Source organism: Streptomyces sp. NBC_01445 (assembly GCF_035918235.1).
In the GTDB taxonomy this organism is placed as follows: domain Bacteria; phylum Actinomycetota; class Actinomycetes; order Streptomycetales; family Streptomycetaceae; genus Streptomyces.
The window spans coordinates 9,807,697-9,830,624 of sequence record NZ_CP109485.1 but is presented as its reverse complement, the minus strand read 5'-3'; the positions used below and the strand labels follow the sequence as shown (position 1 = coordinate 9,830,624).

The 22,928-nt window shown below is 69.6% G+C and carries 18 protein-coding genes; 11 read left to right on the top strand and 7 right to left on the bottom strand.

From position 1 onward, the window contains the following. Positions 1–50: 50 nt before the first annotated feature. The 6 genes from OG574_RS45000 to OG574_RS44975 are packed head-to-tail and all read left to right on the top strand — an operon-like array spanning position 51 to position 8,648. Positions 51–1,727 (top strand): extracellular solute-binding protein, encoded by a 1,677-nt coding sequence (locus OG574_RS45000; protein ID WP_326777977.1) that lies wholly within the window; start codon positions 51–53, stop codon positions 1,725–1,727. Then, positions 1,727–2,764 carry an ABC transporter permease gene (locus tag OG574_RS44995; RefSeq protein WP_326777976.1) on the top strand — a complete coding sequence of 346 codons (1,038 nt, stop codon included), beginning with the start codon at positions 1,727–1,729 and terminating at the stop codon, positions 2,762–2,764. Before OG574_RS45000 ends, OG574_RS44995 begins: the two co-directional genes overlap by 1 nt. After that, positions 2,761–3,687, top strand: a complete 927-nt coding sequence (locus OG574_RS44990) for a carbohydrate ABC transporter permease (RefSeq protein WP_326777975.1) — start codon at positions 2,761–2,763, stop codon at positions 3,685–3,687. The genes OG574_RS44995 and OG574_RS44990 overlap by 4 nt, the downstream gene beginning before the upstream one ends. After that, positions 3,684–5,681, top strand: coding sequence for a beta-galactosidase (locus tag OG574_RS44985; protein ID WP_326777974.1), 1,998 nt, complete (start codon positions 3,684–3,686; stop codon positions 5,679–5,681). The genes OG574_RS44990 and OG574_RS44985 overlap by 4 nt, the downstream gene beginning before the upstream one ends. After that, the gene (locus OG574_RS44980) at positions 5,671–7,878 is read left to right on the top strand and encodes a glycosyl hydrolase family 95 catalytic domain-containing protein (RefSeq protein ID WP_326777973.1); all 2,208 of its coding nucleotides are present in this window, start codon (positions 5,671–5,673) and stop codon (positions 7,876–7,878) included. Before OG574_RS44985 ends, OG574_RS44980 begins: the two co-directional genes overlap by 11 nt. Positions 7,879–7,928: 50 nt before the next feature. Continuing rightward, positions 7,929–8,648, top strand: a complete 720-nt coding sequence (locus tag OG574_RS44975) for a glycoside hydrolase family 12 protein (protein ID WP_326777972.1) — start codon at positions 7,929–7,931, stop codon at positions 8,646–8,648. Positions 8,649–8,673: 25 nt separating this feature from the next. On the opposite strand, the gene OG574_RS44970 is transcribed toward OG574_RS44975, so the two are convergent. From OG574_RS44970 to tnpA, 5 genes are all read right to left on the bottom strand, one after another. Continuing rightward, positions 8,674–9,690 carry a LacI family DNA-binding transcriptional regulator gene (locus tag OG574_RS44970; RefSeq protein WP_326777971.1) on the bottom strand — a complete coding sequence of 339 codons (1,017 nt, stop codon included), beginning with the start codon at positions 9,688–9,690 and terminating at the stop codon, positions 8,674–8,676. Between the two features lie 333 nt (positions 9,691–10,023). Next, complete coding sequence (locus tag OG574_RS44965; protein ID WP_326777970.1) at positions 10,024–10,899, bottom strand: glycoside hydrolase family 16 protein; 876 nt, start codon at positions 10,897–10,899, stop codon at positions 10,024–10,026. 117 nt (positions 10,900–11,016) lie between these two features. Continuing rightward, on the bottom strand, positions 11,017–11,181 hold the full coding sequence (locus OG574_RS44960) for a hypothetical protein (protein WP_326777969.1): 165 nt from the start codon (positions 11,179–11,181) through the stop codon (positions 11,017–11,019). A 73-nt stretch (positions 11,182–11,254) separates the two neighbouring features. Continuing rightward, on the bottom strand, positions 11,255–14,128 hold the full coding sequence (locus OG574_RS44955) for a family 20 glycosylhydrolase (RefSeq protein WP_326777968.1): 2,874 nt from the start codon (positions 14,126–14,128) through the stop codon (positions 11,255–11,257). 311 nt (positions 14,129–14,439) lie between these two features. Beyond that, positions 14,440–14,871, bottom strand: a complete 432-nt coding sequence (tnpA, locus tag OG574_RS44950; RefSeq protein ID WP_326777967.1) for an IS200/IS605 family transposase — start codon at positions 14,869–14,871, stop codon at positions 14,440–14,442. Between the two features lie 26 nt (positions 14,872–14,897). Between tnpA and OG574_RS44945 the strand changes: the two genes are divergently transcribed. Beyond that, positions 14,898–16,226: an RNA-guided endonuclease InsQ/TnpB family protein gene (locus tag OG574_RS44945; protein ID WP_326777966.1), complete on the top strand. Its 1,329-nt coding sequence runs from the start codon at positions 14,898–14,900 to the stop codon at positions 16,224–16,226. A gap of 739 nt (positions 16,227–16,965) precedes the next feature. Here OG574_RS44945 and OG574_RS44940 read toward each other — a convergent pair. Further along, on the bottom strand, positions 16,966–17,823 hold the full coding sequence (locus OG574_RS44940) for a universal stress protein (RefSeq protein WP_326778818.1): 858 nt from the start codon (positions 17,821–17,823) through the stop codon (positions 16,966–16,968). 792 nt (positions 17,824–18,615) lie between these two features. Between OG574_RS44940 and OG574_RS44935 the strand changes: the two genes are divergently transcribed. After that, the gene (locus tag OG574_RS44935; RefSeq protein WP_326777965.1) at positions 18,616–18,963 is read left to right on the top strand and encodes a DUF7144 family membrane protein; all 348 of its coding nucleotides are present in this window, start codon (positions 18,616–18,618) and stop codon (positions 18,961–18,963) included. A gap of 205 nt (positions 18,964–19,168) precedes the next feature. Here OG574_RS44935 and OG574_RS44930 read toward each other — a convergent pair whose 3' ends face one another. Beyond that, positions 19,169–19,639: a TetR family transcriptional regulator C-terminal domain-containing protein gene (locus OG574_RS44930; protein ID WP_326778817.1), complete on the bottom strand. Its 471-nt coding sequence runs from the start codon at positions 19,637–19,639 to the stop codon at positions 19,169–19,171. A 331-nt stretch (positions 19,640–19,970) separates the two neighbouring features. On the opposite strand from OG574_RS44930, the gene ltnD reads away from it, so the two are divergent. From ltnD to OG574_RS44915, 3 genes are read left to right on the top strand one after another with little or no spacing between them, the layout of a single operon-like run. Beyond that, a complete protein-coding gene (gene ltnD / locus OG574_RS44925; RefSeq protein ID WP_326777964.1) occupies positions 19,971–20,912 on the top strand; it encodes an L-threonate dehydrogenase in 942 nt (313 codons plus the stop codon). A gap of 1 nt (position 20,913) precedes the next feature. Next, entirely contained in the window at positions 20,914–22,206 is a 1,293-nt protein-coding gene (otnK, locus tag OG574_RS44920; protein WP_326777963.1) for a 3-oxo-tetronate kinase, read from the top strand. After that, a complete protein-coding gene (locus tag OG574_RS44915) occupies positions 22,203–22,892 on the top strand; it encodes a class II aldolase/adducin family protein (RefSeq protein WP_326777962.1) in 690 nt (229 codons plus the stop codon). Before otnK ends, OG574_RS44915 begins: the two co-directional genes overlap by 4 nt. Positions 22,893–22,928 lie beyond the last annotated feature (36 nt).

The window sequence follows — 22,928 nt, the reverse complement described above, 5'->3', positions numbered from 1 at the left end:
ATCGAAGCGCTTCGACAAATGCGCGACGCGTTCCCCGAAGGGTTACCGCAATGACGCCGAACTCGCCCTCCGCCTCCGCTCCCAGCCGGAGAAGTTTCCTCGCCTCCACCGCCGTGGCCGCCGCAGCGGTGGCCGGCGGGATGCCGCTGCTCGCCGCCTGCGGCGGGTCGGAGAACAAGGACCGGGAAGGCACCACCTCCGGGAAGGCCGCCGACAAGTTGCTGCCGACTTTTGTCGCCAGCAAGTTCGCCAGGCCCGACGTGCCGTCGAAGAACGGCTCGGCTTCCGGCTACACCGGGAAGGTGGCCCTGTCGGCGCTGGCCACCTCGGCGCCGGACAGGCTCGGCACCGGCACGCCCATCAAGATCATGTCTCCGCTCTGGGGCACGGCTCCGAAGGGCGACTGCGCCTACTACAAGGCGGTCGACACGGCGGCGGGCACGAAGGTCACCTGGCAGAACCAGGACGGCAACACCTACGGCGAGAAGCTCGGCGCCGTCCTCGCGAGCAGCTCCATACCCGACATGGTGGTGGTGCCGAGCTGGGAGCTGACCGGCAAGATCCCGAACGCGGTCGCGGCGAAGTTCATGGACCTCGGCCCCTACCTGGCGGGCGACAAGGTCAAGAAGTACCCGAATCTCGCCGCGATCCCCTCGGACTCCTGGCGCATGAGCATCTTCGGAGGCAACCTGCGGGGCATCCCGATGCCGTCCGCCACGGCGACCTTCATCGTGCCCTACTACCGCAAGGACATCTTCGACAAGAAGGGCTACGACGTCCCCAAGTCGCCCGATGAGTTCACCAGTTGGGCCAAGGACGCCACGAGCGCCAAGTCCAAGGTCTATGCCTGCGGCGACATGTCCTGGACCGCCTTCAACATCTTCGGCGTCCGCGCCTCGGGTCCGCTCGGCTGGAACATCGGGGACGACGGCAAGCTGACGTACCGCATCGAGCAGCCCGAATACCTGGAAGCGCTGGAGTGGACCCGCAAGCTGTTCGGCGCGGGCGTCGTGCACCCCGACGACAAGGCCCGCACGGGCGACGCCGGCCAGCGCTTCACCGCAGGCCAGGTCCTCGTCTACAACAACGACATCTCCCACTGGTACGTGAAGAGCGCCGAACAGGCCAAGGCCAACCCGGACTTCGTCTGCGAGGCCATCGACATCTTCGGTGCCGACGGCGGCGACCCGACGCTGTACGCGAGCCAGCCCGCCACCATCTGGTCGTTCATCCGCAAGGGCGCCTCCAAGACCACGGTCGAGAACGCGCTGGCCGCCGCCAACTTCGCGGCGGCGCCCTACGGCACGAAGGAGCGGATGCTCGTCGACTACGGCGTCGAGGGCACCCACTACACGGTCAAGGACGGCCTGCCCGTCAAGACGGACCAGGGCAACCAGGAGGCCATCAACGCCTGGGTGATGCTCGCCGCCCCCGCCCCCTACCTGGCACACCCCGACCTCCCCGACGTCACCCGCAAGCAGGTGGAGTGGGAGCAGCGGATGGGCGCGTTCACGAAGAAGACCTCCACGTACGGCATGAACATCGTCGAACCGTCCCGCTACGCGAACCTAGCTTCGCCGTTCGAGCAGCTGGAGATCGACTACGTACGCGGCAACAAGAAGCTGTCCGACCTGCAGCAGGCCATCTCCACCTGGAAGTCGGGCGGCGGCGAGAAGCTGCGCGACTGGTACAAGAAGCTCATCGAAAAGAACGGCAGCGGCAACTGATGTCTCTCACGGCCGGGAGCAGGCCCGACGGGACACGTCCCGCGGCGGCCGTCGAGGAACCGGCGGCCGCCCTCGCCCCGACGGCGGTTCCCGAGAAGCGTGCCGCCGGCAAGGTCCCGTGGCGGGTCCGGCTGCGCCGCGACCGCGCGCTCATCCTGATGACGCTGCCCGCCATCGGACTGCTCCTGCTCTTCAACTACGTACCGCTGCTCGGCAACGTGGTCGCCTTCCAGGACTACGACCCGTACGCCTCCAGCAACGGCATCACCGCGATCTTCCACAGCCCCTGGGTCGGCATCGAGCAGTTCTCCCGCATGCTCGACGACCCGGAGTTCTGGACCGCGGTGAAGAACACCATCGTGCTGTTCCTGCTCCAACTGGTGCTGTTCTTCCCGATCCCCATCGCCCTCGCACTGCTCATCAACAGCGTGATCCGGCCCCGGGTGCGGGCCGTGGCGCAGGCGATCATGTATCTGCCGCACTTCTTCTCGTGGGTCCTCGTCGTCACTGTCTTCCAGCAGATCTTCGGTGGCGCGGGCATCATCGCGCAGACCATGGAGCAGCACGGCTGGGGCGGCTTCGACCTGATGACGAACGCGTCCCTGTTCAAGTTCCTGGTGACCGCGCAGTCCGTGTGGAAGGACGCGGGCTGGGGGATCATCGTGTTCCTCGCCGCGCTCTCGGCCGTCTCCACCGACCTGTACGAGGCCGCCGCCATGGACGGCGCGGGGCGCCTGCGCCGCATGTGGCACGTGACGCTGCCCGCGCTGCGCCCGGTGATCGCGCTTCTCCTGGTCCTGCGGGTGGGCGACGCGCTCTCCGTCGGCTTCGAGCAGTTCTTGCTCCAGCGCGACGCGGTCGGCCGCGGGGCCAGCGAGGTCCTCGACACCTACGTGTGGAACGTCGGTATCCAGTTCGGCGACTTCAGTTACGCGGCCGCGGTCGGGCTGATCAAGGGGGTCATCGGCATCTGTCTGGTGCTCGGTGCGAACAAGTTCGCTCATCTGCTCGGTGAGCAGGGGGTGTACCAGAAATGAGCCTCAACACGCAGCTGATCCGCAGCTTGCAGGCACCGCCTCGCCCCGCGTGGGAAGAGGCGCCGAGCAGGACCGGGCTCACCATGAAGGGCGGCTTCCTCGCCCTGTGCTGCCTCGGGGTGCTCGCCCCTCTGTGGATCGTGATCGTCACCAGCCTCTCCCCGAAGCCCGTGATCGACCGCGCCGGCGGTCTCGTCGTCGTCCCCGAGGGCATCACTTTCGTCAACTACACGGAGCTGCTCGGCGGCGGGCAGGTGAGCCGGGCCCTCATGGTGTCGTTCGGCGTCACCGTAGTCGGCACCCTGTTCTCGATGACGGTCTCGGTCCTCGCGGCCTACGGTCTGTCGCGGCCGGGGAGTCTCGGGCACCGGGTCATCCTCATGATCCTGATGGCGACCATGTTCTTCGGAGCGGGACTCATCCCGACGTATCTGCTGGTGCAGTCGCTCGGCCTGACGGACACCTATCTGTCGCTGATCCTGCCGAGTGCCGTCAGCGTCTTCAACATCCTGGTGCTGCGGGGGTTCTTCATGGGGATCTCCCCCGAACTCACCGAGTCCGCCCGCATCGACGGAGCGAGTGACCTGCGCATCCTGCTCACCATCATCATGCCGCTGTCGCGGGCCGTGCTCGCCGTGATCTCCCTGTTCTACGCGGTGGGGTACTGGAGCGCCTGGTTCAACGCCTCCATCTACCTCACCGACCAGCAGATGATGCCGCTGCAGAACGTCCTCATCCAGCTGGTCCAGAAACACACCGAGGCACCGACCGGCCTGCAGCAAGCGGTCCGCACGGGGGAACTCTCCGCGCTCGGGCTGCAGATGGCCGTCATGGTGCTCGCCCTGATCCCGGTCGCCATCGCCTCGCCGTTCGTCCAGCGCCACTTCAAGAAGGGCATGCTCACGGGGGCGGTGAAGGGGTGACCATCGCACACGACGGCCGCCTGCTGTACGGCGGCGACTACAACCCCGAGCAGTGGCCCGAGGAGGTATGGGCCGACGACGTCCGGCTGATGAAGGAGGCCGGCGTCACCTCGGTGACACTCGGCGTCTTCTCCTGGGCGAAGCTCGAACCGACGCCGGGCGCAAGGGAGTTCGGCTGGATGGACCGGCTGATGGGCCTGATGCACTCGCACGGCATCGGTGTAGTCCTGGCGACGCCGACCGCGTCACCGCCGCCGTGGCTGGGGCGGATGCACCCGGAGACGCTGCCGCGCGACGAGAACGGGCAGACCGTGTGGTGGGGCTCACGCCAGCAGTTCGCGCACTCCTCCAGCGCGTACCGCCGCCATGCCGCCGCGATCACCGAGGACCTAGCGATCCGCTACGGCCACCACCCCGCCCTGCGGATGTGGCACATCAACAACGAGTACTGCACGTTCGACTACGGCGACGAGGCGGCGCGCGCCTTCCGCGACTGGCTCCGCGCGAAGTACGGCACCCTCGACGCCGTCAACGCGGCCTGGGGCACGGCCTTTTGGAGTCAGCACCTGCAGATGTGGGCGGATGTGATCCCGCCGCGCCGCGCCCAGTACCTGCACAATCCGGCGCAGGTCCTCGACTTCCGCCGCTTCACCTCGGACGCGCTGCTGGAGTGCTACACGGCCGAGCGAGACATCGTCCGACGGCACTCCCCCGCCGGCGTCCCGGTCACCACCAACTTCATGCCGTTCTGGATCGGCCAGGACGCGTGGGCATGGGCGGAGCGGGAGGACGTGGTGTCGGTCGACGTGTACCCGGACCCGCGGGACCCGCAGGGCGGTCAGTACAACGCGATGATCGGCGATATGACGCGCAGCCAGGCACGCGGCCCCTGGATGGTGATGGAGCAGGCGGCGGGACCGGTCAACTGGCGCGGCGTGAACCACCCCAAGCCGCGCGGCCTCAACCGGCTCTGGTCGCTGCAGACGGTGGCGCGCGGCGCCGACGCCGTCTGCTACTTCCAGTGGCGGCAGTCCCGGCAGGGCGCCGAGAAGTTCCACTCGGGGATGGTCGGCCACGCGGGCGAGGAGGGCCGTGCGTTCGCCGAGGTGAAACGGATCGGCGCGGAACTGGCGGCGCTGGGATCGCAGGTGCCGGGCACACGAATTGCCGCCGATGTCGCCGTGCTGCACGACTGGCATTCCTGGTGGGCCGACTGCCAGGACGGCAGGCCGTCGGCACACGTCGCGTACGAGGACGTGGTGCGGTCCTGGCACCGTGCCCTGTGGGAGGCACATCTCGCCACCGACTTCGCGCACCCCGAACACGACCTGTCCGCCTACAAGTTGGTGGTCGTGCCGCACCTGTACCTGCTCACGGACGCGGCGATCGAGAATCTCGTGGCCTACGTACGCGGCGGTGGCACGCTCGTGTCCGGGTTCTTCACCGGGGTCGCCGACGCGGACGACCGGGTGCGGCCCGGCGGCATGGACGCGCGGCTGCGCGCGCTGTTCGGGATCCGGACGGTGCACGAGTGGTGGCCGCTCGATCCCGACGAGACCGTGGACTGCGGGGAGTTCACCGGCACTCTGTGGTCGGAGGAGCTGACGGCCGAACCCGGCACGGAGGTCAGTGCCGTGTACCGCGGTGGCGAGCTCGACGGGCTGCCGGCCGTGCTGCGGCGCGGCCGGGCCCGGTACGTGTCGACGCTTCCCGAACCCCCGGCGCTGCGCTCACTGCTCGAGGACGTGGCGGCCGAGGCGGGCGTACGGCCTCCACTGTCCGGCCTCCCCGCAGGTGTGGAGGCCGTACGCCGCGGCGAGCTTCTGTTCCTGCTGCACCATGGGCGGGGCGAGGTGACCGTCGCATTGCCGGACGACACGACGTACCGGGATCTGCTGACGGGAGCCGAGCACGACGGCTCGGTGACTCTCGGGCGCTTCGGTGTCGCGGTTCTCGCTTCCGGGACGACGACGCGGGGGCACAGTGCCGGCTGACCATCCGCACGGCACCTGGGAGCGGGCGCCGGCCACGCGCTGGGAGGACGCCTTCCTCAGCGGCAACGGCACCCACGGCGCTCTTGTGTTCGGCGACCCGCACGACGACCGGGTGGCCGTCACCCATCACACGCTGGTCCGCCCGGACGGCGAACCTCGCCCACGGCCACCCGCGATCGCCGCCCATCTCCCACACATCCAGGACAGGTTGCTGGCAGGCGACGTCACGGCGGCCGAGCAGTTCACGGACGGCCGTGCGCTGCGCTGGGTGCAGGCGTTCCATCCTGCGTTCCAGGTGCGGTTCCTGCGGGACAGCGTGGTGTGGCGCGGCTACCGGCGCGCGGTCGCCTTCGCGACGGGGGTGGCCGAGGCGCAGTGCAGCGGGTGGCGCGGGCGGGTGTTCGTGTCGCGGGCCGACGATGTCGTCGTGCAGTACGTCACCGGGTCCGGGCTCGACGGCGATGTGTCCCTGGACCCCCGCCTCGCCGGTGTGCCGGGTGGGCTCGGGGTCGGCCGCAGCGTCGTCCTGACGCCCCAGGGAGCCCAGTTGACGCTGCGCTGCCGCTATCCGGACAGCGATCTGGCGTACACCGGGGTGACGGTCGCGCTGGTGCGCGGCGGGCGGCGCTCGGTGGGCACCACGGGGCTACGCATCGAGGGCGCGGATGGGCTGCTGCTGCTCACGCGGGTGCGGCGGCATCTCGGGGAGCTCGACGCGGGCGCCCAGGCGGCGGCGCTCGCCTCACTGGCGGGCCCGGACCTGGAGGAGACCTACGAGACCTTGCTCGCCCGGCACGAGACCCCGCACCGCGCCGCTTATGAACGGGTCACGTTCACCCTCGACGCGCCACGCTCCGAACGTGGCCTGCCCGGCTCGGAGTTGCTCGAACGGGTCGACAGCCCGGCCCTGCTGGAGCGGCTGTTCGCGGCGGGCCGCTACCACCTGCTGAGCGCGTCCGGCGCGCTGCCGCCACGGCTCACCGGGCTGTGGACCGGCGAGTGGGGCACGGCTTGGTCTGGGGCGTTCACCACGGACGCCAACCTCAATCTCCAGACGGCGTCCGCGGCGGCCTGTGACCTGCCCGAGGTGACCCAGGCGCAAGGTGCCCTGATTCAAGGGCAGTTGGGTGACTGGCGGGACAACGCGCGGGAGATCTTCGGGGCGCGGGGAATCGTCGCGCCCGCACACACCGACGGCGAGTCGGGGCACACGTACCACTTCCAGCGGGAGTGGCCGATGCACCTGTGGACGGCAGGCGCCGACTGGCTGCTCACCCCGCTCGTCGAGCAGGCCGAGACGACCGGGGTGCGTCCCGCGTGGCTGGCCGCCGCCCTCACCGAACTCGCCCTGTTCTACGAGGACTTCCTCACCCGCACCGGACCGGACGGCCGCCTCGTGGTCGTGCCGTCGTACTCGCCGGAGAACCGGCCCGCGAACGCGAGCTGGGGCACCCTCAACGCCACCATGGACGTCGCGGCGGCCCGGCACGCCCTGCGCACCGCCGCCACCTGGCACCCGGGACCGGACGGCGACCGCTGGAACGCGCTCGCGGACCGGCTGCCCGACTACCGGATCAACTCCGACGGCGCGCTTGCCGAATGGGCCTGGCCCGGCCTGGATGACGCCTACGACCACCGGCACCTCAGCCACCTCTACCCGGTGTGGCCGCACCACGACATCACCCCCTACGACACCCCGGAGCTGGCGAAGGCGGCGCACCGCGCGCTCGAACTGCGCGGCGCCGAGAACCACTCGGCGCACGGCCATCTGCACCATGCCCTGATCGCGGCCCGACTGCGCGACCCTCACCGGGTGGCCGCGGCGCTGCGCCAGGTCCTGACCGGCGACTACTTCCACCACTCCCTGATGAGCTCGCACTACCCGGACCGCGACGTCTACAACGCCGACGCCGCGCACACCTTGCCGGTCCTGCTCACCGAGGCGCTCGTGCAGTCCACGCCAGACCGGCTCGTACTCCTGCCCGCGCTGCCGCCGGCCTGGCGACGCGGCGCCGTGCGCGGCCTGCGCACTCGGTTCGGCGCCCGCGTCGACCTGACGTGGGTGGGCAGCAGCTGCACGGCCGTCCTGCGCCCGGAGCGCGACGCGCACATCAACCTCAAAACCCCGGCCGGCGGTGACGGGCGGCTGCGCCTGACCGCGGGCGAGGACCGCGAACTCACCTTGATGACGCGGTAGTTCCCCCCACCGGGGCCCCACCGGGCTCCTCCGACCATGGAAGGGACACCATGGCACCCACCGCAAGACACTCCCTGCGCCGCCGCACGCTCCTCGGCTCCGTCCTCGCGGGCGGCGCACTGCTCGCCCTCGCCACCTCCCCCGCACAGGCGGCGATCTGGTCCTCCTCCGACCAGTGGGGCAACTACACCACCTCGGACGGCTACACCCTCTACAACAACATCTGGGGCTCGGGCGCGGGTGCACAGACGATCTGGGCCAACTCCTCGTCGAACTGGGGCGTTTGGGCCGACCACCTGAACACGGGCGGCATCAAGTCCTACCCGAACGCGAAGAAGGTCGTGAACAAGCCGATCAGTTCGCTCTCTTCCCTCACCAGCAGCTACAACGTGACGGTGCCGTCGTCGGGCGCGTACAACACGTCGTACGACATCTGGGACAGCGACTACGACTACGAGGTCATGCTCTGGGTCAACTACAACGGTGCCGTCGGGCCGCTCGGCACCTCGCAGGGCAACGTCACGCTCGGCGGGCACACCTGGACCGTCTACAAGGGCAACAACGGGGCCAACGAGGTCTACTCGTTCCTGCGCACCTCGGACTCGACGTCCGGCACGGTGGACATCCTGCCGATCCTCAAGTGGATCAAGGACACCAAGGGCTGGTGGGGCGACGAGACCATCGGTGACGTGCAGTTCGGCTACGAGATCACGTCGTCGGCCGGCGGTCTGGACTTCACCACCGACAGCTTCAAGGTCTCCAGCAGCTGATCCCGCACGCCGAGGGACGCGCGGCTCAGGCTCCGGCGGGCGCCTGGGCCGCGCTCTCGCGCACCGTCAACTCCGGTGCCAGCAGCACGACTTCCTCGTCCGAGCCGCGCCCCTCGATCTTCGCGATGACCTGCTCCACGGCGCGCCGCCCCATCTCCTGCGCGGGCACCGCGACCGAGGTGAGCGGCACCGACGCGTGCGCGGCGACCTGCTCGGGGCAGACAGCGACGACGGAGACGTCCTCGGGGACGGCGCGACCCGACTGGCGAAGCAGGGCGAGCAGCGGGTCCGTGGCCGCCTCGTTCTGCACGACGAACGCGGTCGTGCCGGGGCGCTCGTCGAAGACCCGCGACAACGTCGCCGAGACCGAGGCGTAGCTGCCTTCGCAAGGGCGGTGGAGCAGCCGCAGGCCCAGCTCGGCGCTGCGTGCCCGCAGGCCCGTCAGGGTCCGCTCGGCGAATCCGGTGTGCCGCTCGTACACGGCGGCGGCCTCGCCGATGACGGCGATCTCCCGGTGCCCGAGGCCGGCGAGGTGCTCGGCGCACACTGCCCCGGCGGCGGCGAAGTCGAGGTCCACGCAATTCAGTCCGGCGGTGTCGGACGGCAGACCGATGAGGACGGCGGGCCGGTTCGCGGCACGCAGCAGCGGCAGCCTCTCGTCGTCCAGCTCGACGTCCATCACGATCATGGCGTCGGCGAGCGCGCTGCCTTCTATACGGCGCACTGCCTCGGCGCCCTCCTCGCCGGTGAGCAACAGGATGTCGTAGCCGTGGGTGCGGGCGGCGGTGGCGACGGCCATCGCGATCTCCATCATCACCGGCACGTACATGTCGGTGCGCAGCGGCACCATCAGGGCGATGATGTTCGACCTGCTGCTGGCCAGCGCCCGGGCGCCCGCGTTCGGGTGGTACCCCAGCTTGCGGACGCTGTTCTCGACGCGCTCGCGGGTGGCCGCGGAGATGGACCGCTTGCCGCTGAGGACGTAACTCACGGTGCTGGCGGAGACTCCGGCGTGCCGGGCGACCTCTGCGAGCGTGACCATGTCGTTCTCCTGAGCCGTGACGAGGGGACGCCGAAGTGAAGCGCTTCGACGGGCACGCGTTACCCGTGCCCGTTCGACCTGTCGACCCTATGGGGATCGGCGGCCACCTGTCCATAACTCTGTCGAAGCGCTTCGACAGAAGGGAACTCCCCGAAGCCCTCCGCACAGGATAATGACCAGGTGGCGTGGTCGTGCAGTCGCCTCTCAGGCCAGTTCGCCCAGCACCTCCCAGGTGCGCAACCAGGCCTCGTCACCGCCGAGTTCGGAGCCGGAGGCGAAGCTTCCTCCTTCGTGACCGAGTCGTCTTGACTCACTTCGTCATCGGCTGAGTGACTACTGCCAGACGCGGATGTAGTCCACATACATGGTGGAGGTGTAGTCCAGCGGGGCGTCCGCAATGTTGCCCTGGGCGTACGGGATGACCTCGTGGGACGCGATGGGAAACTCTCGAACCTGGCTGATCAGGTTGGGGTCGGTGACGGTGCGGACCACGGTGCCGTCGTAACTGAACGTCATCCGAGTGGATGTCCAGTCCAGGGTGACGGTGTGGTACCAGGTGGTGTCGTGCAGGCCGGGGGCGCTGACGTTGGTGCCGGACTGCTGGTGGTCGGCTCCGTATCCGTCCCAGTGGACGGTAACGCCGTACTGGTTGCCGGTGCTGAAGGTCTCCATGATGTCGATCTCGGCGCCGTCCCGCGCTGTGCCGTCCACCACGCCACCGGGGGTCACCCCATTGCCGGCCTGCAGCCACGCGGCGGCCAAGTGCCCCTGAGTCGGGGGGATGTGGATGCTGTACTCGATGGTGCCGAACGTGAAGTCGAACTGGCCCTGGCTGTCGATGCGACCGCCGCCGTAGGTACCGTCGCCGACGTTGCTGATGTCGATGGCGAGCGCACTGTTCGTCACCCGGACGTTGGACGCCTTGTACCAGTAGTCGCCGCGGTCGACATCGAGGACGTTCCACTTGTTGGTGTCCACGCTGGTGCCGGTGAACTCGTCGCTGAAGACGAGTGTCGACGCGGCCCGTGTCGCCAAGGGCCCGACATGTGGTTGCGCGTCGAGCGGGGTCGCCGGGTCGACGAGTGCCGGGCGGGTGCCTGCGACGGCAGGATCGGCGGCGTAGGCAAGGGTTCCCGGCAGTGCGACGACGGCCCCGGCCGCGCCAACGGTACGGATGAGGCTGCGGCGTGACATCCCGTTGTCCTGCATGCTGTCCTCCTGGGTTTCGGCTCTGGAGCCCTGCGAGACGCGGGCGGAGATCCGGCCCTCGCCCCATGAATCGATGGATCGGCCGGCGTCCCTTTCAGGACACATTCCGCGCGCCTGTCACGACAGCACGGCCGTAGCAATGCCGGCGTGCGTGGTCACCGTCACCCGCACCGGATCGGCGGCTGACGGTGGTTCCGCGTGGAGCACACCGTTGGACAGGACGGTGATCCGTGCAGCGGGTACGCCGTCGAAGTCGACCCGCGGTGCCGGGGCCGAAGCCATGGCGAGCCACCAGGACATCCCCGCCGTCCGTCGCCTTGCGGGCGTAGCCGACGCCGGGCAGCGCGGTGACGCATCAGGAGGTCCTTTGCCGGTCGTCGGTGGCGAGGGCGAACACGTGGATCAGCGGAGCCTTGGCGCCGAGAGGTCCCGACGCGGCGGGCAGTGTGACGGAGACGAGGCGCTTGGCCGGGTCGGCGTCGACGTGGACGGCGTACAGCTGAGCCGGGCGGGTGGTCTGGGCACGGCCGCTGCCGTTGACCCTTCCGGCGTCGGCGGCGATCACGGCGGCCGAACCCGTCGCGGCGCCCCAGTCGGGCACGGTTACCTCGCTGGTGGCGGTGGTGCCGTCGGCGTAGGCGAGCGTGACCTTGCCGGTGATTCCCGCGGACGTCCCGTACGTTCCGGTGACCAGGAGACCGACACGCGCCGCGTGGCCGGTAAGCGGGATGCACTGACCGTCGGCCACGGCGTTGTCCCGGTCGGTGGCATCCGGCGACGGCAGGACGAAGGCGAATCCGTCAGCCGAGACCGTGCGGCCCCGCTCGACGCCCGCCGCCGCGAGGCCCTCGGCGGACAGGCTCGACTGCGCACCGTCGATGTCGCCGCGCTGCGGGTTGCCGTCCTGCGTGATGCCGATGTTGTCGTAGGCCTCGGTCAGGTCCCGCAGCGGCAGCGCTGACAGCGCCGAGCCCCGCACCCTTCGGCTGCCCTCGCCGACGGCGAAGTCGGCCGTCGCCGCGAGACGGTAGGGGCCCGCGTGCGCGGCCTCGTCGCGCGTGACGGTGAACCGCACGGTGCGGCGCTGATGCGGCGGTACGGTGACGTGCCGCGCCGGAATCATGTGAGCCAGGGCAGTGTTGTCGCGGGTGTGCTGCGCGGTCAGGCGCACCTCGACTCGGGGAAGGGCCCGGCCTGTCGTGTTCGTCACCTCGGCCTCGACGACGCTGCGGTGGCCCTGCGACAGGTCGCGCGGTGCTCTCACCGTGACGTGTACGTCCTGAGGGGCGGCGAGAACCTCCAGTTCGGCCAGGACCGGCTTGGCCTTCGCGGCGCCGACGAGGCGCACCCACCGGTAGGGGTGCGCGGTGTCCACGGGCAGCGTCTGCCAATCGCGCGTAGGCGTCCACTCCACGCTCGTCAGCGTCGCGCACCCGCTGTCCGGTCCGGCGGAGCAGCCCTCGATCCTGGCTCCGACCAGCGAGGAGAGGTCGGCTGTCGATGTACTGCGGGGCAGCAGCCGCACCGCGGCCGGGCGCACCGCGCCGTGTTCCCCGAGGTCGAGGCCGACGGCCGCCCCCGCGGTATCTGCGGCGAACGCGGTGGTCGGGTCGCCGTCGGCGGCGTTCGCCACACCCTCGGGCCCGTACGCCGTGGCGCTCACCGGCCGCGCGTCGGGGTCCGTGGGCTCGGCGACGCCTGGAGCGGTCCCGACGGTGTCGGCCATCGCCTCGTAGTCGAGATAGCCCGCCCTGCGCGGACTGCCCCACGCGGTGGAGGCGAGGATCTGCAGCGGACGCCGCAGATACGTCAGCGAGTACGCCTCCGGCGCCGTGTACTGGTGGTCGCCCCACTGCGCCATCTCAAGGCCCTGCACCCGGTCCGAGGTGCTCACGGCGTACGTGCGGTAGAGCGCGTCGTCGTCCGGGATGTACTGGCCGTTGGCCGTGCCCGGCATGGCCTTGGGGACGACGTACAGGCGCGAGAACTCGTTGCTCACCACGACGTCGTAGCCCTGGTCGATGAACGTCTGCTCATCGCCCAGCCACGCCTGGATGCGGATGTCCTTGTCGACGGTGACCGAGCCCGCTCCCCCGGCCTGCGGCCACCAGCCCCAGATCTGCATCTTCTTGCCGTGCCGGGCGAGCAGCGCGTTCAGGTGGTTCTCGTACGCGAGGAAGACATCCTGGGTCCGGGAGTAGCCCTGCGCCTTCGCGTACGCGGCGAGTTCGGGGCACTTGTCCTGCGTGGCGGCGCGTGGTGTCTCGTCGCCTCCGAGGTGGATGACAGGTGAGTCGAAGAGGTCCACGATCTTCTCGGCGAGCCCGTCGAGCCAGGCCACGTTCTGCGGTTTGGTGATGTCGATGGTGAACCCGGGGTCGACCCGGGCGGTGTCGATGATCGCATTCATGGACGCGCAGTCCCAGCGCAGGCTCGGCCGGTACTTCGACATTGCGGTGGCATGCGCCGGGATGTCGAACTCCGGGAGCACGGTGACGTGAAAGCGGGCCGCGTAGTCCTGCACGGCGCGGAGATCGGCGGGGGTGTACGACTGCGCCGCCGCGAGCCCCTCGTAGCCGGGCAGGTCGAGCCGGAAGAACTCCGAGTCGGTCAGGTGCCAGTGCAGGGTGTTGAACTTCGTCCACGCCAGCTGACGGATCGTCTGCTTGATCGACTCCACCGACCAGTACGTGCGAGCGGTGTCGATCATGAGGCCTCGGGTCCGCTGCACGGGGGTGTCTCGGGTGGCGCCGACCGGGAGCGAGGCGTGGTCATCGGAGGTCTTCAGCATCTGCTCGACCGACTGCTCCGCATAGAAGGCACCGGCCGGGCCATCACCGGAGAGGCGGACCGAGTCCCGGGTCACGTCGATTCCGAACCCCTCACCGACGTTGTCCCGCGCGGTGACCTCGATGTCGCCCTTGCGCGCCGCGCCACCGGCGACGACCGGAAGTCGCCGGGCGCCCAGTGCGGCCAAGTCGTCGGCGAACGTACGCGCGTCGGTGACCAGCCGGGAGCCGGGCGCACCGTCAACGACGATCCGGGACCACCGGGTGAGCGTGAACTGGCCGCTTCCGCCCGACCAGTTCTGCAGGGGCGGTACCACAGCGGGGGCGGCAGCGACCTCCGCAGGAGCTGCCGCGGAGGCACCGCCGGGGACCGACAGCGCCGCGATGACCGCGAGTGCGGCCGCAGCCGCACTTATCAACTGACTCGCCCTGCGCGGCACTTGGCCACCTCCGAGGCTCGTGGTGTAGACCACGTGAACTGGAGGGGAGGTTACTGAGCCAGCCCGGGCAGCGCCAGAGCGAAGGCAGAGAATCCTCCTCAATACCTCCGATCAATCGGACAGACCGGGCAGCGAAGGGCTGAACGGGTCTCCCCTCATCGAGAACCTGGTCGACCCACAGGACAGCTGGGCCATCAGGACGTCCCGGTCTACCTTTGATCTTGGCCAGTGCTCCGCCGTTTACGGCGGGGGTGAAGGCCATCTCAGGGCTGCTCTGACCCGCGCGTTCGCACGGGTCCGCAGTGTTGTCCTCAGCCGGTGGGGCGCTGCTGGTTCTCGATGTACTGCTTGACGACGGTCAGCGGTGCGCCGCCGCAGGATCCGGCGAAGTAGGAGCCGGACCAGAAGTGTCCGCCCCACAGGTAGCGGCGCACGTGTGCGCTGTGTTCCTGGCGGAGCCTGCGGGAGCTGACGCCCTTGAGGGAGTTGACCAGTTTGGAGAGCTGGACCTTGGGCGGGTAGTGCACAAGCAGGTGGACGTGATCCTGTTCGCCGTTGAACTGCTTGAGTTCGGCTTCGAAGTCCGCGCAGACCTCGCGCATGATCTCCTCGGTGCGCGTCAGCATGGCGTCGGTGAATGCCTTGCGCCGGTACTTGGTAACAAAAACCAAGTGGACATGCAGGTTGTAGACGACGTGGCGCCCGGTGCGCACGTCAGGATTCGGGTTCCATCGTGGTGACATAAGCCAACTGTAGTAGGGTGATTGTCATGGGCGAACTCGTGTGGGAGAAGCGGCAGTTGGGGCATCGCGCCCGGCTGGCGCTGACGCCTGCACAGGTCCGGCTCATGGATGACCAGGCGCACGCGGCACGCGCGATGTGGAATCAGCTCCACGACCTGTGGCGGATGACGCCGAAGTGTCAGCGCGCTCTGACGCGCATGGATCAGGCGTTGCGGCAGGCCCGCAAGGAGATCGACTGGTACGCGGTGCTGCCCGCGCAGGCCGCGCAGGCCGCGCAGGCGGTACTCAAGACGTACTTCCAGGCGTGGCGGAACTGCTGGGACGGGCGTGCGGACGAGCCGAACTTCAAGGCCCGCTTCCGCACGGCATTGTCGGTGGACATCCCGCAGGGCCGGGATCTGCAGATCAAGCGGGTGCACCGACGGTGGGGCATGGTCAACATCCCCAAGGTGGGCCGTGTCCGGTTCCGCTGGACCAAGGACCTCCCCGTCGGCAAGCTCGCCAACAAGGAGAACCGGATCACCGGGGCACGGCTGGTCAAAGACGGGCTCGGCTGGCACATCGCCTTCCGTATCCAGACCCTTGAGCCCAAGCCGGAGCCCCACCAGGGTCCCGAGGTCGGTATCGACGCCGGGGTGCACCTGCCCCTCGCGCTGTCCGACGGCAGCCACCAAGACCACGACCGGCCGCCCCGACTCCCGGACGGCACCGCCGACCGGGACAAGTGGCTGAACCCGGATGAGAAGGCCAAACTGCTTCGCCTGGAACAGCGGGCCGCGCACCGCAAGTCCTTCCGCAAGCCGAAAGAGCGCAGCTCGAACCGGCTGCACGCCACCTACGACCAGATCAAGCAGCTCCGCGCAAGAGCCACGCGCCGAGCCACTGACTGGCAGCACAAGACCGCCACCGCCATCGCCGAGCAGTACGGCACGGTCGTGGTGGAGCAGTTGCAGATCACGAACATGGTCAAGTCCGCCAAGGGAACCATCGAGAACCCGGGGAGGAACGTCGCGCAGAAGTCCGGCCTGAACCGTTCCATCAGCCAGGAGGCGTGGGGTCGCACCGTGACGATGCTGACGTACAAAACTGCCCGCAACGGCGGCACCCTGGTCAAGGTTCCCGCCCCGAACACCTCCCTGCGCTGCTCCGCGTGCGGTTTCATCACGCCGGGCAGCCGGGAAGACCAGGCCACGTTCGTATGCAAGAACCCGGACTGCGGATGGTCGGCGAATGCCGACTGGAACGCGGCCCGGAACGTCTTGCACCTGTACCGGATCGGCCTCGTGACGATCCCGGCTGCCGGGAGGGCAGTCGTCAGGCGCACCCGTGGCGCCAAACCCGCCGCCGCAAGGTAGGCAGGAATCTCCTTCCTGAGCCTGCGAAGGGAGGAGAGCACTTCAAGGCACCAAAGTCACCGTCCACACCATCTCCAACGACATCTCGCTCCGACCATGCTCACCAGTCGTGAACGGACCCGCCCCGAACGAGAGGATGCAACTAGCGCTCAGGTACTGGTATGCGTTTTGCCGTGCCGCTCCAGCCTTCCGGTACGCGTTTGGGCGGCGCCGCAAAGGGCGTTCTGTCTCCCGCAGGCGACCGGTACGGGTTGCGCAGTACCCGTTGCGCGACGCGCCTCAATTGGCAGTGCGCAGCTGGGGGGCGACGCCTGCCCCAACGCGAACCGGTTCTCGACAGGCAACCGCGATCCTTCACTCAACATGTCCAACTCCGGGACTGCGCAGCGCCCTACGGACCCGCACTCGGGGTGCAGTGCACAAGAAGGGGCGGCGTGCCGAAACGCGTTCCGGTTCGTGTACCGGTCCAACGTGACCAACGCGCAACCGCAGACCCCAGAAGCCGTTACGCAAAGCGGTACGCCCTGCTGGGTTGGATCACGGCCGGCGGCCCCGCCTCCCGTGCCACCTCCTGGGGCCCTCCCGCCGCAGCGAGACTCGCGCCGTTGCCGACCCTGCACGCCTCGATCCCTGCCCGGGCGCTCGTCGTCCGCTCCCTACGCAGCCTGCCTCCGCGGCACAGGCCCATGGCGATGGGCCCGTTCCCCGTGGTGATGGGCCGATTCAGAGTGAAAGCGCGTCACTCCTTGCCGCGGACGACGGTGACAGGGCAGTGAGCCTGTTGCAGCAGTGCCTGGCTGACCGATCCCAGGAGCAACCCTGTGAAGCCACCCCGCCCCCTGGCCCCGACGACCACGAGCTGGGCGGTCCTGCTCGCCTCGATCAACGCCTCGTAGGTCACGCCGAGCACCAGTTCATGCTTGACCGGGACCTGCGGATACTTCTCCTGACGACCCGCGAGTGCCTGGGCCAGCAGACGTTCCTCGTTCTCGGCGACTGCGCCCGCCTGGGGCACGTCCGCCAACTGCGGCGGAGCCAGCGGCAGGGGCGCATTGTCCGGCGTCCATGCGTGCAGGGCGACGATTTCAGCCCCCCTCAGCGCGGCCTCGGCGAACGCGAAATCGACCGCTTCCTCGCCGGCTCTCGACCCGTCGACTCCCAGCACGATCGGCCCGGCGGCGTCCGGTTCGCCGCGCACCACCATCACCGGACAGTGGCCGTGGGCAGTCAGGTACACCGCCGTCGATCCCAGCAGCATCCCGACGAACCCTCCCCTGCCCCGGGATCCGACGACCACCAGATCCGCATCACGCGACTGAACCTCCAGCACCGTCAGCGCCTCGCCGGCCACCACGTCATGGGTGATCTCCACCTGAGGTGCCGCGCTGGCGGCACGATGCAGCGCCTCGGTCAGCGCGCTCTCGACCTCGTCCGGCAACACTCCCTCGGGTGGGCCGAAGGGCGCCGCGGCAGTCGGCACGGTCCCGGGCGTGATCACCGGCCAGAGGGCATACACGACTCGAAGCTCAGCACGCCGCCATCGCGCTTCTCGAGCCGCCGCCTCCGCCGCTGCGAGGCTGGACCGCGAACCATCCACCCCCACGACGACCAAGCCCACGGCGCCTCCCACGATCGACTCGGCTCCCTGCTCCCAGCCTGACCCCACCGACGCGTGTCTGCCACAGGACTGGGCGGCAGCGCGTGGCGCACCGCCCAAACTGCTGAATGCGCGACGGCGTCCGCCTCGCCCGGAGCCGGCCACGAGACCGCAGCCAGCGTCGCCACGCGTGCGGCAGGGCGGAGGCCGTGTGGATGACAGGGACACGGGGCGGGCCTGCATCCGCTCGTCGCCTCGGCAGATGGGCGCGGGATCAACCTGGCCGGTGTAGATCCACATACCGGAGCGCTGACGGGACGGGCGTCGTCGGTACCGTCGCCGACCTGTCGTATCTCGCCGTCAATCACACGCCGACCGCCCCCGCTCCACGCCGTATCCGAAATGGCCCAGAAACCACCCGGAACCACGTCATCACCACGCGACACCTGGCAAGGGCCAAGGCAAGCGTCTCCGTCGTCACGGCCCACCACATATTCGCCGAGGCCGAAGAGCCCGAACCGGCTTCGCCTGCCTTCGCCGCTTCCGGCTCCCGCCCGAGGCCGAGCACCGGCGGCAGGAGGCCGGGGTCCGCGCATGGCGGATTGCAGTCGCGACGCCGCAGGACTGAGGTGAAGATGGCACGGGAGCGCGGCCAGCCTCGCACGGGCAGTGTCCCTCAGTCGCCGCGCCGGACAGGAAGGCCACGGCATGGCAGCAACACCCAACAAGGGTCCGAGAGGACCGGAGAGCCCCGCCGGCAGCGAAACGATCACCGGAGCGACCCTGTTCGCCGTGGTGACCCTGCTGGTGAGCGGGCCGCTGAGCATTCTGCTGGGCGCATCCGGCATCGCAGGCGACACCGTGTTCGTGACGTCTCGGTACACCTACCGGTTTGATCTGACCGCGTGGGGCTGGCTTCATCTTGTGATCGGCGTGGCCCTCGTCGTCGCCGGCCTCGGGGTTGCGGCCGGCAAGGCCTGGGGCCGCGGGGCCGGCATCAGCGTGGCGGCGATCAGCCTGATCACCCAATTCATGTTCATTCCGTACTACCCCGCTTGGTCCATCACCGTCATGGCCCTCGATCTCCTCATCGTGTGGTCGCTGACCAGGTTCTCTCCCACGACCAGCGGCGGTCGGTGAACCCAGGCGGAGGCATGCCGGGCGGGCCCGGGGCGAGTGATGGTGTGTCGGCGTTGTCCGGGCCATCCGGCATGTGACCGATGAAGCACGATGGCGGTAAGAAGGCATAGCCGCCGTTCGGTCCAGCGGCAGCTAGGGGTGACCTGCACGACACCGGAGGAACTGTTCACCGGTCAGTGGCAGAGCCGGCCCCCCGACACCCCGTCTACGTCCCCAACAACCCGTCCAGAATCTCCGTCTGCCGTGCCGCCGACATGCCCGGGTACGCCACGGCCGCCGTCTGCAATCCGACAAGCGTGGTCTGCAGCATGGCGACGACGAGCGTGTCCGGTCTACCGGTGGTGATCTCGCCGGCCGGACGGGCCTGACGGAGATACATGCGCATCTGCTCCCTCCACAGTCCGACCGCCATCCGGTACGTGGCCGCCATCCGCGCGTCGTACTGAGCGCGATCGGCGAAGGCGATGACCACACAGACCTCCTGAAGTCGCATGTCGTCCAACGGCACAACTTCCAGGCAGAGTTGGCGCAGCGCGGACGGCCCGCCCCGGTCGCCGACGGACGCGGCGGCCCGGGCGTGGCGGGGCGTGGTGCGGACTCCGGAGCAGGACCGAGCCCGCCCGGACGGCGATCCAGCAGAGGAAGGCGGCGCCCACCGTGGCGCCGGCTTCGCCACGATCGGCGGTGGTGGTGGGGACAGCTTCACAGCCTTGTTCGTCGCGGGCTCCCTTGCCGCGCTGATCGGCCCCGTCAGCCTTGCGTTCGTACCGGGGGGTGCGCTGACGGCACGGCCCGCCTGTGGCGGCCACCCCGTCCACCGCCCACGCCGCCCCTGCCGCTGCCGCTGCCGAACCCGGTACCGGCAGGGGCGGCGCTTCGGGTGTGACCGGCATCACCCTGTACTCCGCGATGTCCGCAGGTCATCATATGACCCGATCGCTGCTTGCGACTGGAGCAGCACAACGACACACGTACGAGTCGACGGGTCAACGATGACGAGGGCGGACATGAACGACCAGCAGCGGCCGCGCGTGGGCGTGGTGGGGCTCGGGGCCATGGGCCTGGGCATGGCCCGCAGCCTGCGCACCGCCGGATACCACGTGGGGGTCCATGACCTGCGGCCGGAGGTGGCCGCCGGGTTCGCCCGGGACGGCGGGACGGCGTTCGCCTCGCCCGCCGAGCTGGCGGCCGAGGTGGACGTCCTGATCGGCGTCGTGGTCAACGCGGCGCAGGTCGAGTCGGTCCTCTTCGGCGACGGAGCGGCGGCCGAGCGGCTGCGCCCCGGATCCGTCTACGTGATGTGCTCCACGGTCGACCCGGACTGGTCGGCCGAACTGGAGCGCCGCCTGGGTGAGTTGGGCGTGCTCTACCTGGACGCGCCCATCTCCGGCGGGGCCGTCCGCGCGGCCGCCGGTGAGCTGACGATGATGACGTCGGGTTCCCTCGCGGCGTACGCCGTCGCCGACCCGGCACTCGAGGCCATGAGCGCCACCGTGTACCGTCTGGGCGACCACGCCGGTCTTGGCTCGAAGGTCAAGATCGTGAATCAGCTGCTCGCGGGCGTGCACATCGCCGCGGCGGCAGAGGCGATGGCTCTGGGGATCAAGGCCGGCGTTCCGGCCGAGGCGCTCTACGAGGTCATCACGCACAGCGCCGGCAACTCATGGATGTTCGAAAACCGTATGGCACATGTGCTGGCGGGCGACTACACGCCGCTGTCCGCCGTCGACATCTTCGTCAAGGACCTGGGGCTCGTACTGGATGCGGCCCGACCGCAGAAGTTCCCGCTGCCGCTGTCCGCGACCGCCCACCAGATGTTCCTGCAGGCGTCCGCCTCAGGACTCGGTGGTGAGGACGACAGCGCGGTCATCAAGATCTTCCCCGGCATCGACCTGCCGCAGCCCGCGAACCAGCCCCAGCCGACCAACCAGCCCAAGATGGAGGACTGACGTGAGCGTCCGCCTCGGGTGCATCGCCGACGACTTCACCGGCGCCACCGACCTGGCCAACAACCTGGTGCGCGCGGGCATGCGTGTACTCCAGCTGATCGACGTACCGGCCGAAGGCACTGACCCCACGACTGACCCCACGGTCGACGCGGACGCGGTGGTCATCGCCCTCAAGTCGCGTACGGTCCCGGCGGCCGAGGCCGTCAAGGCGTCCCTTCGCGCCCTGGAGTGGCTGCGCGCCGCGGGTGCCGAGCAGATCTACTTCAAGTACTGCTCCACCTTCGACTCGACGCCGGCCGGCAACATCGGCCAGGTCACCGAGGCCCTGATGGACGCCCTCGGCACCGACTTCACCGTCGCGACGCCCGCGTTCCCCGACAACGGGCGCACCGTCTTCAAGGGCCACCTCTTCGTCGGCGACGTCCTGCTCGGCGAGTCCGGCATGCGCCACCACCCGCTCACGCCGATGACCGACTCCAACCTGGTGTCCGTGCTCGACGCGCAGACGACGCGGCCGGTCGGCCTCATCGACCACAAGGTGGTGGCGGAAGGCGCTGACGCGGTCCGGGCCCGGATCACGCAACTGCGGGCGGATGGGGTCGGCGCCGCGATCGTCGACGCCGTGTCCAATGACGATCTCCTACGGCTCGGTGCGGCGGTCAAGGAGCTGCCGCTGGTGACCGCCGGTTCAGGCTTGGCGATCGGGCTGCCCGCGAACTGGGGGTTCGAACCGTCCCCGGCCGCAGCCCAGCTGCCGCCTGCCTCCGGCCGGCAGGCCGTCGTCGCCGGTTCGGTGTCCGCCGCCACGAACGGCCAGGTACGGGAGTTCCTCAGCACCGGCCGCCCCGCGTTCAGCGTCGACCCCCTTCGGATCGCCGCCGGCGAGGACGTCGCCGCCGAGGCGCTCGCCTTCGCCGACAAGCACCTCGCCGACGGGCCCGTGCTCGTCTACTCGACCGAGTCGCCGGACGCGGTCCGCTCCGTCCAGGGTCAGCTCGGCGCCGCCGAGGCGGGTGAGCTGGTCGAGCAAACGCTCTCCCGCGTCGCCCAGGGACTCGTCCAGCGCGGCGTACGGCAACTCGTGGTCGCGGGCGGCGAGACCTCCGGCGCCGTCGTGCAGGCGCTCGGCCTCACGGGCCTGCGCATCGGCGGGCAGATCGACCCGGGGGTGCCGTGGTGCGCGGCGCCGCTGCCCGGCGGCGACACCCTCCACATCACCCTCAAGTCGGGCAACTTCGGCGGCCCGGACTTCTTCACCGCAGCCTTCGCCCTCCTGAACGAGGAGTCCAAGTGACTCAGGGACTCAAGACACAGGACCTCAAGGCGGCTGCCGCCCGCGCCGAGATCGTCCGCGTCGGCACCAGCCTGTTCAGCCGCGGCTACGTCCACGCCAGCGCCGGCAACATCAGCGCGAAGCTCGACGACGGCCACGGCCACCTGATCACGCCGACCGATGCGGCCCTCGGCTTCCTCGACGCCGACCGGCTCGCGCAGGTCGACGCTGCCGGCGAACAGATCGCGGGCGACCGCGCCAGCAAGACGCTCACGCTCCACCGGCGCATCTACGCGGCCGACCCCACGGCCCGGTTCGTCATCCACACCCACTCCACGCACCTGGTCGCGCTGACGCTGGCCGGCGTGTGGCAGCAGGACGACGTGCTCCCGCCCCTCACCCCGTACTACGTGATGAAGGTGGGCCACGTTCCGCTGGTCCCGTACCACCGTCCCGGCGACCCGCGCGTCGCCGACCTGGTCACGGACCGCATCAACTCCCGTGCGGCGAACTGCACTCCGATCCGGGCCGTGCTCCTCGACCGGCTCGGCCCCGTCGTCTGGGGCCCGGACGCCGCGTCCGCACTGGCCGTACTGGAGGAGCTGGAGGAGACCGCACGCCTCTGGCTGACGACCGACCGCAGGCCGGAGCCGCTCCCCGACGACGCCATCGCCGAACTGAGGACCGCCTTCGGCGCCTCCTGGTAAACCCCGCCACGTCCCCGTCCGCTCGAAAACCCCTGA

Coding starts and splice junctions, on each gene's coding strand:
- OG574_RS45000 (WP_326777977.1), top strand. CDS start 51: ATGACGCCGAACTCGCCCTCCGCCTCCGCTCCCAGCCGGAGAAGTTTC.
- OG574_RS44995 (WP_326777976.1), top strand. CDS start 1,727: ATGTCTCTCACGGCCGGGAGCAGGCCCGACGGGACACGTCCCGCGGCG.
- OG574_RS44990 (WP_326777975.1), top strand. CDS start 2,761: ATGAGCCTCAACACGCAGCTGATCCGCAGCTTGCAGGCACCGCCTCGC.
- OG574_RS44975 (WP_326777972.1), top strand. CDS start 7,929: ATGGCACCCACCGCAAGACACTCCCTGCGCCGCCGCACGCTCCTCGGC.
- OG574_RS44970 (WP_326777971.1), bottom strand. CDS start 9,690: ATGGTCACGCTCGCAGAGGTCGCCCGGCACGCCGGAGTCTCCGCCAGC.
- OG574_RS44965 (WP_326777970.1), bottom strand. CDS start 10,899: ATGCAGGACAACGGGATGTCACGCCGCAGCCTCATCCGTACCGTTGGC.
- OG574_RS44960 (WP_326777969.1), bottom strand. CDS start 11,181: ATGGCTTCGGCCCCGGCACCGCGGGTCGACTTCGACGGCGTACCCGCT.
- tnpA (WP_326777967.1), bottom strand. CDS start 14,871: ATGTCACCACGATGGAACCCGAATCCTGACGTGCGCACCGGGCGCCAC.
- OG574_RS44945 (WP_326777966.1), top strand. CDS start 14,898: ATGGGCGAACTCGTGTGGGAGAAGCGGCAGTTGGGGCATCGCGCCCGG.
- ltnD (WP_326777964.1), top strand. CDS start 19,971: ATGAACGACCAGCAGCGGCCGCGCGTGGGCGTGGTGGGGCTCGGGGCC.